The sequence below is a fragment of the Billgrantia pellis genome (assembly GCF_008297955.1).
Lineage (GTDB): Bacteria > Pseudomonadota > Gammaproteobacteria > Pseudomonadales > Halomonadaceae > Halomonas > Halomonas pellis.
Window position 1 is genome coordinate 323882 of record NZ_VTPY01000002.1, and the last position, 15435, is coordinate 339316.

13 protein-coding genes are annotated in these 15435 nt (G+C 64.7%); 5 read left to right on the plus strand and 8 right to left on the minus strand.

Annotated features, from left to right (window positions below):
• From urtB to F0A17_RS05065, 5 genes are all read right to left on the minus strand, one after another.
• A complete protein-coding gene (urtB, locus tag F0A17_RS05045; RefSeq protein WP_422670432.1) occupies window positions 1-1587 on the minus strand; it encodes an urea ABC transporter permease subunit UrtB in 1587 nt (528 codons plus the stop codon).
• A 215-nt stretch (window positions 1588-1802) separates the two neighbouring features.
• Window positions 1803-3128, minus strand: a complete 1326-nt coding sequence (gene urtA / locus F0A17_RS05050) for an urea ABC transporter substrate-binding protein (protein ID WP_149327432.1) — start codon at window positions 3126-3128, stop codon at window positions 1803-1805.
• A 377-nt stretch (window positions 3129-3505) separates the two neighbouring features.
• A complete protein-coding gene (locus tag F0A17_RS05055) occupies window positions 3506-5038 on the minus strand; it encodes a tripartite tricarboxylate transporter permease (protein WP_149327263.1) in 1533 nt (510 codons plus the stop codon).
• Complete coding sequence (locus tag F0A17_RS05060; protein ID WP_187774628.1) at window positions 5038-5490, minus strand: tripartite tricarboxylate transporter TctB family protein; 453 nt, start codon at window positions 5488-5490, stop codon at window positions 5038-5040. Before F0A17_RS05060 ends, F0A17_RS05055 begins: the two co-directional genes overlap by 1 nt.
• Window positions 5490-6476, minus strand: coding sequence for a Bug family tripartite tricarboxylate transporter substrate binding protein (locus F0A17_RS05065; RefSeq protein ID WP_149327265.1), 987 nt, complete (start codon window positions 6474-6476; stop codon window positions 5490-5492). The genes F0A17_RS05060 and F0A17_RS05065 overlap by 1 nt, the downstream gene beginning before the upstream one ends.
• 191 nt (window positions 6477-6667) lie before the next feature.
• On the opposite strand from F0A17_RS05065, the gene F0A17_RS05070 reads away from it, so the two are divergent.
• Genes F0A17_RS05070 through F0A17_RS05085 form a run of 4 tightly spaced genes read left to right on the plus strand, consistent with a single transcriptional unit; the run spans window position 6668 to window position 10369 of the window.
• Entirely contained in the window at window positions 6668-7270 is a 603-nt protein-coding gene (locus F0A17_RS05070; protein ID WP_149327266.1) for an IclR family transcriptional regulator, read from the plus strand.
• Entirely contained in the window at window positions 7267-7929 is a 663-nt protein-coding gene (locus F0A17_RS05075) for a response regulator transcription factor (RefSeq protein WP_149327267.1), read from the plus strand. The genes F0A17_RS05070 and F0A17_RS05075 overlap by 4 nt, the downstream gene beginning before the upstream one ends.
• Window positions 7926-9299: a sensor histidine kinase gene (locus tag F0A17_RS05080; protein ID WP_149327268.1), complete on the plus strand. Its 1374-nt coding sequence runs from the start codon at window positions 7926-7928 to the stop codon at window positions 9297-9299. The genes F0A17_RS05075 and F0A17_RS05080 overlap by 4 nt, the downstream gene beginning before the upstream one ends.
• Entirely contained in the window at window positions 9296-10369 is a 1074-nt protein-coding gene (locus tag F0A17_RS05085; protein ID WP_149327269.1) for an ABC transporter substrate-binding protein, read from the plus strand. The genes F0A17_RS05080 and F0A17_RS05085 overlap by 4 nt, the downstream gene beginning before the upstream one ends.
• An 81-nt stretch (window positions 10370-10450) precedes the next feature.
• On the opposite strand, the gene F0A17_RS05090 is transcribed toward F0A17_RS05085, so the two are convergent.
• From F0A17_RS05090 to F0A17_RS05100, 3 genes are all read right to left on the minus strand, one after another.
• Window positions 10451-11911, minus strand: coding sequence for a sodium-dependent transporter (locus F0A17_RS05090; RefSeq protein ID WP_149327270.1), 1461 nt, complete (start codon window positions 11909-11911; stop codon window positions 10451-10453).
• Window positions 11912-12211: 300 nt separating this feature from the next.
• Window positions 12212-13303 carry a 4-hydroxyphenylpyruvate dioxygenase gene (hppD, locus tag F0A17_RS05095; RefSeq protein WP_149327271.1) on the minus strand — a complete coding sequence of 364 codons (1092 nt, stop codon included), beginning with the start codon at window positions 13301-13303 and terminating at the stop codon, window positions 12212-12214.
• Between the two features lie 479 nt (window positions 13304-13782).
• Entirely contained in the window at window positions 13783-14391 is a 609-nt protein-coding gene (locus F0A17_RS05100; RefSeq protein WP_149327272.1) for a LysE/ArgO family amino acid transporter, read from the minus strand.
• 95 nt (window positions 14392-14486) lie between these two features.
• On the opposite strand from F0A17_RS05100, the gene F0A17_RS05105 reads away from it, so the two are divergent.
• Window positions 14487-15434: a LysR family transcriptional regulator ArgP gene (locus F0A17_RS05105; RefSeq protein ID WP_149327273.1), complete on the plus strand. Its 948-nt coding sequence runs from the start codon at window positions 14487-14489 to the stop codon at window positions 15432-15434.
• The last annotated feature ends 1 nt before the right edge of the window (window position 15435 follow it).

Genomic DNA, 15435 nt, shown 5'->3' on the forward strand with positions numbered 1-15435 from the left:
TCAGCCCTCCGCCGCCCGGCCCTTCTGCGGGAAGAGTCCGCGGGGGCGCTTTTGAATGAACAGGATGATGAACACCAGCACGATGATCTTGGCCATCACGGCACCGGCCCAGGGTTCCAGCACCTGGTTGATCACGCCGAGCGACAGCCCCGCCACCAGCGTGCCCCACAGGTTCCCCACCCCGCCGAAGACCACCACCATGAAGGAGTCGATGATGTAGTTCTGGCCCAGGTTGGGACCCACGTTGGTGAGCTGGGACAGCGCCACGCCGGCCAGCCCCGCCACCCCGGAGCCCAGGGCGAAGGTCAGGATGTCGACCCGCGTGGCGCGGATGCCCATGGAGCGTGCCATGGCACGGTTCTGGGTCACCGCCCGCACCTCCAGGCCGAGCCGGGTGCGACGCATGATTAGTATCAACGCGGCGAACATCACCAGGGCGAAGCCGAGTACCACCATCCGGTTGAGCGTGAGAGAAAGCGCATCGTTGATGGCGATGGAGCCGCTCATCCACTCCGGCGTGACGACGGTGCGGTTGAGCGGCGAAATGACGGTGCGCACCAGCTGCTGCAGGATCAGGCTGATGCCGAAGGTGGCCAAGAGCGTTTCCAGCGGCCGTCCTTTCAGGAACTGGATGACGCCGCGCTCGATGGCAATACCTGCCAATGCCGCGACCAGGAAGCCGGCGGGAATCGCCAGGATCAAGGCCAGCCCCGGCTGGCCCGGCAGCCATTGCTGCATGGCCCAGGTGGTGTAGGCGCCGAGCATGATCAGCTCGCCGTGGGCCATGTTGATCACGCCCATCACGCCGAAGGTAATGGCCAGGCCGATGGCGGCGAGTACCAGCACCGAACCCAGCGACAGGCCGAAGTAGAGCGTCTCGACCGCACGGTTGACCTTGAGCTTCTGCTCGATGCCGCTCAAGGCGCGCCTGGCCTCCTCGGCCAGTACAGGCCCGTCATCCGCCGCCGCGCGGCTCTCTACCGCGCCCGACGCCGCGCGAGCAAGCGCCACCCGCACGCGGGGGTGCAGGCTGCCGCGCAAATCGTCTATCGCCTCGACCTCGCCCTGCTCCAGGCGGTAGATGGCGAGCGCCTGGAGCAGCCGCTCTTTCACTCGCGCATCCGGCTCCGCCTCGATCACCTCGGCCAGGGGGCCGGCCAGGTCGCCGTCGACCTCGCCCAGCAACCGCTCGGCGGATGCGCGGCGCAACCCGACATCGGCGGCATAGAGATCGACCACGGCGATGGCGCTGCGCAGTTGGTTGCGCAGCGCGTTATTGATGCCGATGCGGTCCAGGTCGCGGCGCGACATCTCGCCCAGAGCCTCGCCGGTCAGGGCGTCCTCGACCGGCCACTGGCGGCCCGCGTTGTCGAGCACCACCACGAAGCGGCCATCGTCGGTGCGCTGCAAGCGACCATCGAGCAGGGCCTGGAGCCAGCCCCGGGCGCGAGGGTCGTCGCTGCGCACGATGGCCTCGATGGCTTCGCCCTTGGCGGCAAACGACGACACGTCCAGCGCCGCAAGAAGCGCCTGTGCCGTTGTATCGTCGGACCTTTCGGCGTCCTGCGCGGATGCGGGAGTGGCCAACGTAGACCAAGTGCGAGCGTGAGGGCAAGGACGAGAACCATCCGCCACGAACCCCTCGTTGCTGCGTGCATGGGCTCGCTGTCTTCGGCGGCGCTGCCGGCCCTCGCCCCGGCCGTCACTGGCCAGGGCACGGGGGGATATCTCATCGGAGCGTTCCTCGGAATCGTGAAGAAGGCGTGCTCCCCCGCTGCCGAGCAGCGGGGGCCATGCAGGGCTTACTCGGCGAGCGCCGCTTCGGCCTCTTCGGCAGCGGTGCTGCCGCCGCAGCGGCCGTTGGCCACGTTGAAGTTGCCGCACTCCATGGGCTTGCGCCAGTCAGCGATCAGGTCACGCGAGCCCGGCAGGTAGTCGGACCAGGCATCGCCGGCCACGGTGGAGGGCGTCTGCCATACGATGTCGAACTGGCCGTTGTCCTGTACCTCGCCGATCAGCACCGGCTTGGTGATGTGGTGGTTGGGCATCATCGCCGCATAGCCGCCGGTCAGGTTGGGAACGGTCACGCCGATGATGGCCTCCTTGACCGCATCGACGTCGGTGGTGCCGGCCTTGCGCACCGCCTCGGCCCACATGTTGAAGCCGATGTAGTGCGCCTCCATGGGATCGTTGGTCACCGCCTCCTCGTCGCCGGTGTAGTCGATCCAGGCGTCGATGAAGTCGTAGTTGGCGTCGGTGTCCACGCTCATGAAGTAGTTCCAGGCGGCCAGGTGACCCACCAGCGGGCCGGTATCGATGCCGGAGAGTTCCTGCTCACCCACCGAGAAGGCGATGACCGGAATGTCGGCGGCGTCGATGCCCTGGTTGGCCAGCTCGCGATAGAACGGTACGTTGGCGTCGCCGTTGATGGTCGAGACCACCGCGGTCTTCTTGCCCTCGCTGCCGAAGCGGCGCACCTCGGCGACGATGTTCTGCCAGTCAGAGTGACCGAACGGCGTGTAGTTGATCATGATGTCCTCGTCGGCGATGCCGTGCTCCTCCTTGAGGAAGGCTTCGAGGATACGATTGGTGGTGCGCGGGTAGACGTAATCGGTGCCGAGCAGCGCAAAGCGCTCCACGCCCACCTCGTTGAGCAGGTATTCCACCGCCGGGATGGCCTGCTGGTTGGGTGCCGCCCCGGTATAGAAGACGTTCTCGGAGGATTCCTCGCCCTCATACTGCACCGGATAGAACAGCAGGCCGTTGAGCTCCTCGAACACCGGCAGCACGGCCTTGCGCGACACCGAGGTCCAGTTGCCGAACACCACGTCCACCTCGTGCTGCTCGAGCAGCTCGCGGGCACGCTCGGCGAACAGCGGCCAGTTGGAGGCCGGATCGACCACCACCGCCTCGAGCTGGCGACCCAACAGGCCGCCCTGCTCGTTCTGCTGCTCGATCAGCATCTCCACGGCGTCCTTGAGAGCCGATTCACTAATGGCCATGGTACCGGACAGCGAATGCAGGATACCCACCTTGATGGGGTCTTCCTGGGCCAGCGCCGGGCTGGTCGCACCGAGAGCAACCGCAGAGAGCAGAGCGGCAACCCCGGAGCGAAGCGGGAAAGGCATGATGCGACGGGAAGCGTTCACTCGAACCTCCTTGCGCCCTCCTGCAGGAGGGACTTGTTGTGAAGTTCATACGCGACCGGTCGTGGTCGCGCAGCACTAGGCTTCATGCCTATGCAATGCTTGCGCCATCGTGAGCCGAAATCGGAGGAGCCTTTTATGAACAGTTAATTACGCTTGACTCACTATCACCAAAAACCTTCCGACGCACCGAGATCGTGCAATGGATGAGCCCCTATTGCGCCGGCAGGGAAAGTCCGCACCGACAGGGCGCACCAGGCCGGTGCATCTCTCCAAACGAAAACAGGGGCGCCGATCACGGCGCCCCTGGTGGCGGTAGTTATTGACCCAGTCTTCTCTCCCGGGTCAGCCAAGTGGTCTCAGTCACCCTCCGGATTGCCGGCCGCGGCCGCAGTCGTCACCTTCATACGGCGACGCAGGATCGGCCCGACGAGGTAAGGCAGGATCAGCCCCAGGCCGGCGAACACCCACAGCCCGACCGCCAAGCCGCTGTTCCAGAGAATGGTCCAATCGCCATCGGATATGTCCATGGCATGGCGCAGGTTCTTCTCCATCTCCGGTCCCAGCAGTAGGCCGAGGATGATCGGCACCAGCGGAATCTCGAGCTTGCGCAACACATAGCCGGCAACGCCGAAGGCCACCATGAAGTAGAGGTCGAAGGTGGTATTGCTGATCGAGTAGATGCCAACGAAGGCAATCATCGTTACGCACGGCAGCAGGTACATCGGCGGTACCGACAGCAGCTTGACGAAGATTCCTACCAGCGGAATGTTGAGCAGCAGCAGTAGAAAGTTGCCGATCAGCAGTGCCGCAATCACGCCCCACACGATGTCCGCGTTCTGGGTGAACATCAGCGGCCCGGGGGTGATGTTGAGCGAGATCAGCAGCGCCAGCAGCACCGCCGTGGTGCCGCTGCCCGGCACGCCCAGCGTCAGCATGGGCACCAGGGCACCGCTCGAGGCACCGTTGTTGCCCGCCTCGGGGCCGGCCACGCCGCGTGGGTCGCCTTCGCCGAAGTAGCCCTTCTTGCCCACCACCTTCTTCTCGAGGGTGTAACCGATGAAGCTGCCCAGCGATGCCCCGGCACCGGGAAGCACGCCGGCAATGAAGCCGAGGATGCCGCCGCGTACGCTCGATGGCAGGATGTTGCGAATGTCGGCCCAGCTCAGCTTGAGCTTGTTGACCGCCATCTTCTTCTTACCGCTGCCGGCGCGCTCCTCAATGAAGAAGAGCAATTCCGAGATGGCGAACAGCCCGACAATGGCGATGATGAAATCGATGCCCTCGTAGAGTTCCAGGGTGCCGAAGGTGTAGCGCTGCACACCGGTGGAGTCGATGCCCACGGTGGCCACCATCAGTCCGAGGCAGGCCGCCACCACCGTCTTGATCGGATTCTTGCCGGTGATGCCGCCCAGGGTGGCAAAGGCCAGCAGGAACAGGGCGAAATACTCGGCGGGTCCGAAGGTCAGGGCAAAGCGTGCCAGCACCGGCGCCAGCAGGATCAGACCCACCGTGGCGATCAGGCTACCGATGAAGGAAGCGATGGCGGAGATCGCCAACGCCTCGGCGGCCTTGCCCTTCTGTGCCATGGGATAGCCGTCGAGACAGGTCATCATGGCCGGCTCGTCGCCGGGTATATTGAGCAGGATTGACGAAATCCGCCCACCGTACATCGCTCCGGCATAGACCGCCGTGAGCATGATCAGCGCGGTCTCCGGAGCGAGCCCCAGGGAGAAGGCCAGCGGGATCAGGATGGCCACACCGTTGGCCGGCCCGAGGCCCGGCAGCGCGCCGATCAAGGTGCCCAGGAAAGCCCCCATCAGGGCGAACAAAAGGTTATGCGGGGCGAGCGCCACCCCAAAGCCATCGATCAGAAAGCCGAGGGTTTCCATCAGCTCACCTCCAGAAACGAGAGCAGCCCCAGCGGCAGCGCGAGGTCGAGGGCGAAATTGAACAGCAGGAACACCACCACGCCCGACACCGCCCCGACCAGGTAGGCACCAAGCGGCCTCGCGCCCATGCGCCAGCAGAGGGTGCCGACAGCCAGCGTGGTGCTAAGGATGAAACCCAGCGGCTGCAGCAGCATGGCGTAGAGCACCAGCACGATCACGGCGACGATCAGCTCGATACCGGTGCGACCCCAGGGCCAGGCATTATCGGGATCGGGACGCACGATCAGGTAAAGACTCGACACGCCGAGCACTACGGCCAGCAGCGTAGGAAAGGTGCCGGGGGTGATCCCCTCGGCACCGCCGAACGGTTCGGGAAACTGGCTGGCGCCCCAGCCGTAGGCAACGGCCAGGACGATCAGCAGCACACCGAAGATACGGTCGTTGAATGCCATCACTGAATCAGCCCGATATCCCTGGAGAGCGTCTCGATGTCCTCGATCTGCTCCTTGACGAACGTCTCGAACTCACCGGCGCTCATGTGAAACGGCATCAAGCCATTGTTTTTCATGATGTCCTGCCACTCCTGGCTTGCGTAAATGGTGTCCATGGCATCGACCCAGTATTGCTTGGCCTCATCGGAGACATCCGCCGGCATGTAGAAGCCGCGCCAGTTGGGACCGACCGCATCGATGCCCTGCTCGATAGCGGTGGGTATCTCGGCAAAATCGCCCGGTAGGCGCTCGTCGGAAAGCACCGCCAGCACGCGCAGGTCGCCGGACTCCATGAAGCCCTGAGCCTCGCTGATATCGCCGGTGAAGGCGTCCACGTGCCCACCCACGACCTGAGTCATGGCTTCGCCGCCATTGTTGTACGAGAGATAGGCAATGCGCGGCAGGTCCTCGACGCCGGCGGCATCCGCAGCGATCAACACCTTGAGGTGGTCCCAGCCCCCCTTGGCGCTGCCACCGGCAAACTTGACGCTGCGCGGATCTTCCTTCAGCGCCTCCATCAGTTCGGGCAGGTCGTCGTATTCGGCATCTGCCGCCACGGCGATCACGCCGTAATCGGCGCCCAGCGCCCCGATCCAGTTGACCATGTCGGCGTTCATGCCCGGGAACTGGCCTTGGGCCAGGCGGGTGGTCGTGGCGGTGGAGGCGGCCACCAGCAACTGCTCGTCGCCGGCGCGCTTGGATACGGTATGCGCGAAGGCAACACCGCCGCCGGCGCCCGCCATGTTGACGGTCTGCACGCTGCGCGGCACCAGGTCCAGTTCCTCCATCACGTTACCCACGCTGCGGCAGGTGAAGTCCCAACCGCCGCCGGGGTCGGCCGGGGCAAGGCACTCCACCTTGCCCCGAGGCTCGAAGGCGATGGCGCTGCCGGCACCGAGAGTGAAGACGGCGATGGCAATGAATTTGAGCGGCATGTTCGTGGACATTGTCGATGTCCCTCCGGTCTTGTCGTGTTGTGCAAACGTGGCTTGCGGTAATTCGATGACCACCTTACAATTCTGTAAGGCAGAATATCGTTCTTCAGGATAGAAACTAGGCGTGCCGACAGGCAGCGTCAACGCATGGGGGCGCAATTGCGACCAAAGTCCAACGCCTCCCGACTCAGGAGACCCATGGCATGGCCCAGGATCGCGTCGAAGCCGTCGAGCGTGCACTGACCGTACTGGAAGCGTTCGACGACGATCGGGAGTCATTCACCTTGGCCGATCTCGCCCAGGCGACCGGCTACTACAAAAGCACCCTGCTGCGCCTGCTTGGTTCACTGGCCCGTTTCGACTATGTGCAGCGTAGCCATGACGGGCGTTGGAGCCTGGGTCACGCGCCGCTTCGACTGGCACGACGTCATCCTCCCAGCCGCCACCTGAGCGCGCGCATCCAGCCGCTGCTCGACCGACTGGCCATCGAGACCGGCGAGACCGCCGCCCTGCTCGAAAACCATGGTCGCCAAGTCGAGTGCCGGTTGGTGGCCCTGCCCAACGCGGCGCTACGCCACGAGCTGCGGCCGGGCAGTCAGTGGCCCCTGGCCGCTGGGGACGACCCCCGCCCCGAGTTGCCTGGCGGCAAGATGCTGCTGCAAACCCTGCCCAGCGTTCCCGGCGAACCCAAGCGCTGGTTGACCCTCTCGGGCCCGTCGAGTCGTCTCGATGCGCACAGCGAGGCCGCGCTGAGAGCGGCGCGGGAGGAATTGACGACCAAGTACGAGACGGAGGCCGTGACATGAACCTGCTACTCGTCGAAGACGATCATCTGCTGGCCGAGACTCTCCAGGATGCGCTTGTCCTCGAGGGTTATGGCGTAACGCATCTGGCCGACGGCGACGCCGCGCGCCGGCACCTTGAAAGCCTTGAGCACGGACATGCGCTGGTCCTGCTGGATCTCAATCTTCCCGGGGCCAGCGGGCTCGAAGTACTCGAGGCGCTACGACGCCACGACCGGGACACGCCGGTGCTGATCCTCACCGCCCGAGGCGCGGTGGAGGATCGCGTGCGCGGGCTCGACCTCGGAGCCGACGACTACCTGGCCAAGCCCTTCTCGCTCGAGGAGCTCGAAGCCCGCGTTCGCGCCCTGCTGCGCCGTCGATCGCGCGGCCAGGAGCTGAGCGTCGGCTCGCTGCACTTCGATGGCCTGGCACAACGCTTCACCCTGTCGGGCGAGCCTCTGGCCCTGCCGCCCCGTGAGCAGCGTCTGCTGGGTTGCCTGATGCGACACGCCGGCGAGCCCGTCGACAAGGCGCGCCTGGCCGATGAAGCCTTCCAGGGCGAGCCCATGGGCGACAACGCCATCGAGGTCTACGTACATCGGCTGCGCAAGCGGCTGGGAGGCCGCGACGTCGCCTTGCGTACAGTGCGCGGCCTCGGCTATTTGCTGGAGGCGACGTGAAACGCGGCGACAGTCTCTACCGCAGGCTGCTGGCCTGGCTGCTGTTGCCGCTCCTGGCGCTAGGCGGACTGATGGTATTCCAGGCCTGGGTGGATGCGCGTCACACCGCCGATCGCGCCTTCGACCGGCTGCTCGAGGCGGCCAGTCTGGCGATCGCCGAGCAAGTCCAATGGCAGGACGACCGGTTGTGGCTCGACCTGCCCCCTGCGGCGCTGGATATGCTGGCCACCGACGCCGAGGAGCGGGTCTTCTACAGTCTGGTGGATCGTGATGGACGCTTCATCACCGGCAACGCCAAGCTGCCCGGCGATGCGCGGGATGATGCTGCGTCGGGGGATACCCTGCTATTTCGCAATGTCGTCTGGCAGGGCATGACGCTGCGCCAGGGCGTGCGCCGTTCACGGCTGGAGGACTGGCGCCTCAGGGAACGCTTCGAGATTCGTGTGGCGCATAGTCGCGAGGGTCGCGACGCCCTGATGCACGAACTGCTGCGCGCCAACCTCGCCTACATCCTCGCCATGTCATTGCTCGCCGTCGCGGCACTGGTGGTGGCGATACGCTCGGCTCTTGCCCCCCTTACGCGGCTGCGGCGTGCCATCCGCGCTCGCGATCCACGTACCCTGGCGCCCCTGGACCTGCCGCTGCCGCGCGAACTGGCCGAGTTGCGCGAGACCCTGAACGAACTGCTGGCGCGCATGCGCCGGGTCCGCGCCAACCAAGAGCGCTTCATCGGTGACGCCTCACATCAGTTGCGCACTCCCCTGGCGGGACTCTCGGCCCGAGCCGAACTGGCCCTGCGGCATGACGATCCCGCCCGCTGGCGCGATGCACTAAGCGCCATGCAGGCGTCCAGCGCGCGTACCGCACGCTTGGCCATGCAACTGCTGTCGCTGACGCGGCTCGACAATCCCGAGTACCGCCCCGAGCTGGCGCCTCTGGACCTCAACGATCTCGCCCGCCAGGCGGTTCGCGACCACTGGGCCGGCTGCCATCGCCAGGGTATCGACCTCGGCGTGGAATGTGCCCCACGGCCCGTCCGGGTCCATGGCATCGACTGGCAGTTGCAGGAAGCCTTGAACAACCTGATCGACAACGCCTGTCGCTACGGTGCCCAGCGCATCACGCTGCGCACCCATGCACAGCCGCCCATGCTGGAAGTCGAGGATGACGGTCCCGGCATTCCCGAATCCCGCCGCCTGCTGGTGCTGCGTCCTTTTCACCGCGGCGTGGAGGGAGGCGAAGGCTCGGGATTAGGCCTGGCCATCGTCGACAGCATTGCCCGCGCCCACGGCGCACGGCTCGAGCTGACCCAAGGCCCGAACGACAGCGGACTCATCGTGCGTCTTCGCTTCAGCGAGGAGAGCCCATGATCCGTGCCCTGTTCTGGTGGCTTCTCGCCCTGTGGAGCCTGGCCGCCACAGCCGAGGAAACCCTGCACTACCCGGCCGATCCAGAGGCCGGGACGCCCCAACAATTGATCGTTCACGCCGCCCTGGATCTGCCCCAGGTACGCCCCGTGCTCGAGGCATTCCATCGGAGCCACCCGCGCATCGAGCTGACCTACCGCAACCTGACGACCCTGGAGCTTCACCAGCGCTTTCTCGATGCGCCGGATGCCGCCGACGTGGTGCTCTCCTCCGCCATGCCCTGGCAGTATCATCTCGCCAACGACGGCCATGCCCAGCCACTCGAGAGTGACGTGGTGCGGCGCTGGCCGGCATGGGCCCAGTGGCGCGGCGAATTGTTCGCCTTCACCTTCGAACCCATCGTGATGGTAGTGCATCGCGACCTGATCGAACGCTTCGGCGAGGTGCGCAGTCACGAGGACCTGCTCGAACTGCTGAACGAGCACGCCGACGCACTGGCAGGCCGTATCGTTACCTACGACCCGGTGCGCAGCGGCGCAGGATACACCTACGCCATCGAGGAATCGCGACTCTCGCCACGCTACTGGGATCTGGTCTCGGCCTTGGGGCGCGCCCGCGCGGCACTCGCCGACACCACCGGCGAGATGCTCGACGGGCTCGAAGAGGGGCGCTACCTCCTGGGCTACAACCTGCTCGGCAGCTATGCCCGGGATACGGTAGCCGAACATCCGGACCTGAACATGGTAGTCCCCGAGGACTATGCGCTGGTCACCCAGCGCCTCGCCTTCATTCCGCGATTGGCGCCGCATCCCGAAGCGGCCGCCCTGTTCATGGAGTTCCTGCTCAGCGAAGCCGGGCAACGCACGATTGCCGAACAGACCCATCTCGGTGGCATGCACCCCTCCCTGTCAGGGCCTGGTACCGCCGATGCCCTGCGCGAGGAGGTCGGCGATGCTCTGCGACCGATCTCGATCGGCCCCGGCCTGCTGGCCACCCTGGATCGGCTCAAGCGCGAGGCCCTGCTGGCCCGCTGGCGGCGCGAGTTTCAGCGCGAGGTGCCGCCGCTACGCTAATCGACTGAACGACGAAAACGCCTCGCTTCCGCCGCAGCGGGAGCGAAGCGAGTCATCGATAGCGCCGGCTTGCGCGGCGCCTCAGCCGGCTAGCGTACGGCGCAGACGCGGGCTGGCCATTTCGCCGATCAATGTGACCAGCACCAGCACGGCGAGCAGCCACGGCCAGTGAATACCGAACTGCAGGCGCGCGATGCCCAGCGCATCGACGAAGATCAACAAGATGCCCAGCGGGCTCACGTAGCGGACCATGAAAAGCCAGAGCGCATGCCAATACGGCGCCAGCCCCAGCTCCTCGCGGAAAGTCTCGCTCTTCAGCACGAAGCCGGCCAACAGCACCATGCCCAGGCCACCCAGCGGCATCATCCAGCGCGACGTCAGGTAATCGAGCCAGTCGAAGAAATGACGCCCCGCCAGGGTCCAGTCGGCCCCGATGTTGAACGACAGCATCGCCAGGGTACTGACCAACCACAGTACGATGCCGGTGCCCCACGCCGCGGTGCGACGGGTGATGCCTTTATTGTCGACCAGCCAGGAGACGGTCGCCTCGACCATCGAAATCGACGAGGTCAGTGCGGCCATCGACAGCATGATGAAGAACAGCACGCCGAATAGCGTACCCAGCGGCATGGCTTGGAAGGCCAAAGGCAGGCTCATGAACAGCAGTCCAGGGCCTCCTTCGGGACTCATGCCGTTGGCGAAGATCACCGGGAAGATCGCCAGGCCGGCCATCAGCGCCACCAGGGTATCGGCCACCGCCACGCTGAAGGTGGTGCGCGCGATCGAAGCGCCGGCGGGTAGGTAGCTGCCGTAGGTCAGAATCGCACCGGACGCCAATGACAAGGTGAAGAACGCATGCCCCAGCGCGGCCAACATGCCTTCGCTGGACAAACTGCCGGTATTGAACGAAAACAGAAAGCGCCACGCCTCGGCGAAGCCGCCCGAGAACATACCGTAGCCGATCAGGATCATCAGCATGATCACCATGCCTGGCATCATCCAACTGACGCTCTTCTCGATGCCCGCCTGCACGCCCTTGCCCACGATCAGCATGGTGGCAAGCGTCACCAGGGTGCTCCAGAAGCCAAGGTTGAATGGGTTCTCGTTATTGGCAACGAAGATCGCCACCATGTCGTCGACGCCGGAGCCATTCAGGCCGCCGCTCAGCATCTTCCACAGATAGGAGAACGACCAGCCGGCCACCACCACGTAGAACGAGAGGATCATGAAGCCGCACAACATTGCCACCCAGCCCAGCAGCGACCAGGCGGAGCTTCTGCCGGACTCGGACACTACCCGGCGCACCGCATCGATGGGGCTGCCGCGACCGCGGCGACCGAAAGCGATCTCGGTCATCATGACCGGCACGCCCACCGCCAGGATGCACACCAGATAGACCAGCACGAAGGCACCGCCTCCATGCTCGCCGGTCATGTAGGGGAATTTCCAGATATTGCCCAAGCCAACGGCAGAACCCGTTGCCGCCAGCACGAACCCCCAGCGGCCTAGCCACTGGGCGCGAGGTTGTTGCTCGGTCGTCATTACGTCACCAGAAAAGTGGAATTGTTATCTACCTACCCAATGCCCAGGAAAATTGGGGGGCATTGTGAAGGATTTTGTTGGTAAATGGGAGCGGAGCGACTTTTTATTCTAATAGTTCCTACAAGATAATAAGAAAGCCATGATTGCGGTCGCGAGCGAAGATAGGCTGGCCGCCGCCGGAGCGGAGCTGTCGGAGTGTAGCCCCTGCTACATGAAGACAGCGACGGTCCGACGCATCGGCACCGCCGGCGGCCAGCTCTTTTCATCAAGCGCGCGAGCGCAGCAATAAATCAGGCATTCCTAGAGTACGCCGCGGCGCATCTGATCTTCCTCGATCGACTCGAACAGGGCCTTGAAGTTGCCCTCGCCGAAACCGTCGTTGCCCTTGCGCTGGATGATCTCGAAGAAGATCGGGCCGATCACGGTTTCGGTGAAGATCTGCAGCAGCACGCCCTCATCGGGGCCACCGTCGATCAGCAAGCTAAGCTCGCGCAGATCCTCGACGTTTTCCTCGTGGTTGGGCACACGCTGGTCGACCTTCTCGTAGTAGGTGTCCGGCGTGGAGAGGAATGTCACCCCGTTGTCGCGCAGCGCACGCACCGTGGCGTAAATATTGTCGGTGGACATCGCCAGGTGCTGAATGCCTTCGCCGTTGTATTCACGCAGGAATTCGGCGATCTGCGAGGTGTCGTCGGCCGATTCGTTGATCGGAATGTGCATCTTGCCACACGGCGCGGTCATGGCCCGGGAGTGCAACCCCGTCTTCTTGCCCTTGATGTCGAAATAACGGTTCTCGCGGAAGTTGGCGATTTCAGTATAAAAATCGGCCCATTTGTCCATCTGGCCGCGGTCGACGTTGTGGGTCAGGTGATCGAGCACCTTGAGACCCACGCTATTGTCGTCACGCGAGCGGCCGGGAATCGCCTCGAAGTCGATGTCGTAGATGGCACGCCCTTCGTTATCGACCTTCTCGTCGACGAAGTAGAGCAGCGAACCGCCGATGCCGCGTACGGCAGGAATGCCCACCTCGCCCGGACCGATCGGATTCTCAACCGCCTCGGCGCCGTGGGCCACGGCGTAGTCGAACGCCTGCTTGGCATCGGCCACTTTCCAGGCCATGGCGCAGGCGCTGGGCCCGTGCACACGGGCGAACTCGGCGGCATGGCTGTCGGGCTCGGCGTTGAGTACGAAGTTGATGTTCTCCTGCTGGAACAGGAACACCTGCTTGGAGCGGTGCTTGCGGGTCTCGGTGAAACCCATGCGATTGAACAGCGCACGCAGCGCCTCGATGCCTTCGGCGGTCGGCGCGCTGTACTCGACGAATTCGAAGCCATTGGTGCCGATGGGGTTCTCTTGGCTGATCGGTGACACGGTATTGGCGGGTGCGTTCATGCTTACCTCCAGGGGATTTGCCGTTGTTATGTCGTGCAGTCATGGATACCGCACGGGTGCCCCCAGCCTAGTGCGCACGCTCCCCCCTCGAAACGCTCCTTTGCGACCTGGCGCGCGGGCGGCAAATGTTCGGCCTCACCTCTATCGTAAGAAAAACCTTACAGCGCTCTGAACTCCATAAATCCAGCCTTCGGAGTGGTTCGCCAGCCTGACACGGCGTAAAGCCATCTTTACAACCATCGATCGAGTGTCAGCAGGGAAGCGCTGCACAAATTGGCGAGCGAGATGAAGCGCAAGGCGCACGGAGCACGGAACCGAGCGAAGCGACAAACAGCCGTAGGCTGGCCCCGAAGGGGCGAGAAGCCGAAGGCTTAGAGTCAACCGGAGCATATGGGGTATATGTGAGGATCCGCCGGTCCGACGCTTCGGCACCGCGCAACGCAGCGATTCGCTCGCGCAGCCATTTAGGCAGTGTTTCCTCAAGGCATCATGGCGCCACTGGCCAACCTCCACGCTACCCACGCCAGGATAAGACCGATACCCAGGTCGATGGCGCGCCATACCCGCGGGCTCGCCAGCCTCGGCGCCAACCAGCCGGCAGCCGCCGCCAGGCCAAAGAACCAGCCGAACGAGGCCATCGCCGCCCCAACGAAGAACCCCAACGGGCTCGGCTGCACCGCGCCGATGGCGCCCAGCAGCACGACGGTTTCCAGATAGACCTGGGGATTGAGCAGGGTCACGGCAAGCGTGGCGGCAAGCGCACCTCGCCATGAAGCCTGATGGCGTCCCCCAACCGTCAGCGAGTGCCGTGCGAAAGCTCGACGCAACGCCAGCCAGGCCTGCCAGGCGAGAAAGCCGGCCCCGGCCCAGCGTGCGATTTCCATCAAGGTGTCTTGTTGGGCGATCAGCGCGCCCAATCCGAGGACTCCGAGCCCCACCAATAGCCAGTCGCAAAGTGCGCACACACTGGCCACCAGCCAGGCATGCTGACGACGCAAGCCCTGCTGCAGCACGAAGGCATTCTGCGCCCCGATGGCGACGATCAATCCGGCACAGATCAACAGCCCATTCAGCCATGACAACCACATGGATGTTTTCTCCCTGGCAAGTCGTAGTCACCAAGGCTAAGCTCGCCGCATCAATTAAAGAAATGAATAAAGGTACTACGGGATAAGAGAAATCGATGCTCGATTACAAACTGCTGGAAGCCCTGGTCGTCGTGCTCGACCAGGGCGGCTTCGAGCGCGGTGCCCGTCATCTGGGCCTGACCCAATCGGCGGTGTCCCAGCGCATCAAGCTGCTCGAAGCACGCCTGGGCCAGCCGGTACTGGTGCGAAGCCCGCGCCTCGCCCCCACGCCACTGGGCCGACGCCTGCTCAATCACGCCCAGCAGGTACGTCTGCTCGAGAGCGATCTGCTGGGTGAGATGCCGGCATTGGGTGGCGGCGAGCAGCGTCTGCGCCTCGCGATCAATGCCGACAGCCTGGCGACCTGGTGGCCGGAAGCCATCGGGCGCTTCTGCGAGCACTACCGGGTCCTGTTCGAGCTGGTGGTCGAGGATCAGGAAGTGGCGCTCAAGCGCATGCGCGACGGCGACGTGGCCGGCTGCATCTGCGATTCACCCACGCCGGTCCAGGGCGCGCGCAGCCACGGCCTGGGCAGCATGCGTTATCGCGCCCTGGCCAGTCCCGCCTTCATGGCACGCTATTTCGCCGACGGCGTGACGCCGGAAGCGCTGCGCCAGGCACCGGCCATCGTGTTCGGCCCCGATGATCGGCTGCAGCATCGCTTCCTGGCCAGGTACGGCGTGGAGCCTCCCTTCCCCCACCACCTATGTCCCTCGTCGGAGGGCTTCGTCGGCCTGGCGCTGGCAGGACTCGGTTACGGCATGGTGCCGGAGCGCCAGGCCGAGCGCGAACTCAGCGAAGGCCGGCTGCAGGAGATCGACCCCGGCCCCCACTTGGCCGACGGCCGCCTGGTCGATCTCTCGCCGGGCTACGTGATCGACGTGCCGCTCTACTGGCACCACTGGCGCCAGGGCGGCAGGATCCTCGATGCCCTCACCGACCACCTGCTGCGCCTGGGCGACGCCTGGCTGGCGCCGCTGCCGGGGCCTAAGCGCCAGAGATAGC

Excerpts from the sequence above, each read along its gene's own strand:
- F0A17_RS05060 (WP_187774628.1), bottom strand. The coding sequence starts at position 5,490 with ATGGCATTCAACGACCGTATCTTCGGTGTGCTGCTGATCGTCCTGGCC.
- F0A17_RS05085 (WP_149327269.1), top strand. The coding sequence starts at position 9,296 with ATGATCCGTGCCCTGTTCTGGTGGCTTCTCGCCCTGTGGAGCCTGGCC.
- F0A17_RS05070 (WP_149327266.1), top strand. The coding sequence starts at position 6,668 with ATGGCCCAGGATCGCGTCGAAGCCGTCGAGCGTGCACTGACCGTACTG.
- F0A17_RS05100 (WP_149327272.1), bottom strand. The coding sequence starts at position 14,391 with ATGTGGTTGTCATGGCTGAATGGGCTGTTGATCTGTGCCGGATTGATC.
- hppD (WP_149327271.1), bottom strand. The coding sequence starts at position 13,303 with ATGAACGCACCCGCCAATACCGTGTCACCGATCAGCCAAGAGAACCCC.
- F0A17_RS05090 (WP_149327270.1), bottom strand. The coding sequence starts at position 11,911 with ATGACGACCGAGCAACAACCTCGCGCCCAGTGGCTAGGCCGCTGGGGG.
- F0A17_RS05055 (WP_149327263.1), bottom strand. The coding sequence starts at position 5,038 with ATGGAAACCCTCGGCTTTCTGATCGATGGCTTTGGGGTGGCGCTCGCC.
- urtA (WP_149327432.1), bottom strand. The coding sequence starts at position 3,128 with ATGCCTTTCCCGCTTCGCTCCGGGGTTGCCGCTCTGCTCTCTGCGGTT.
- F0A17_RS05105 (WP_149327273.1), top strand. The coding sequence starts at position 14,487 with ATGCTCGATTACAAACTGCTGGAAGCCCTGGTCGTCGTGCTCGACCAG.
- F0A17_RS05065 (WP_149327265.1), bottom strand. The coding sequence starts at position 6,476 with ATGTCCACGAACATGCCGCTCAAATTCATTGCCATCGCCGTCTTCACT.
- F0A17_RS05075 (WP_149327267.1), top strand. The coding sequence starts at position 7,267 with ATGAACCTGCTACTCGTCGAAGACGATCATCTGCTGGCCGAGACTCTC.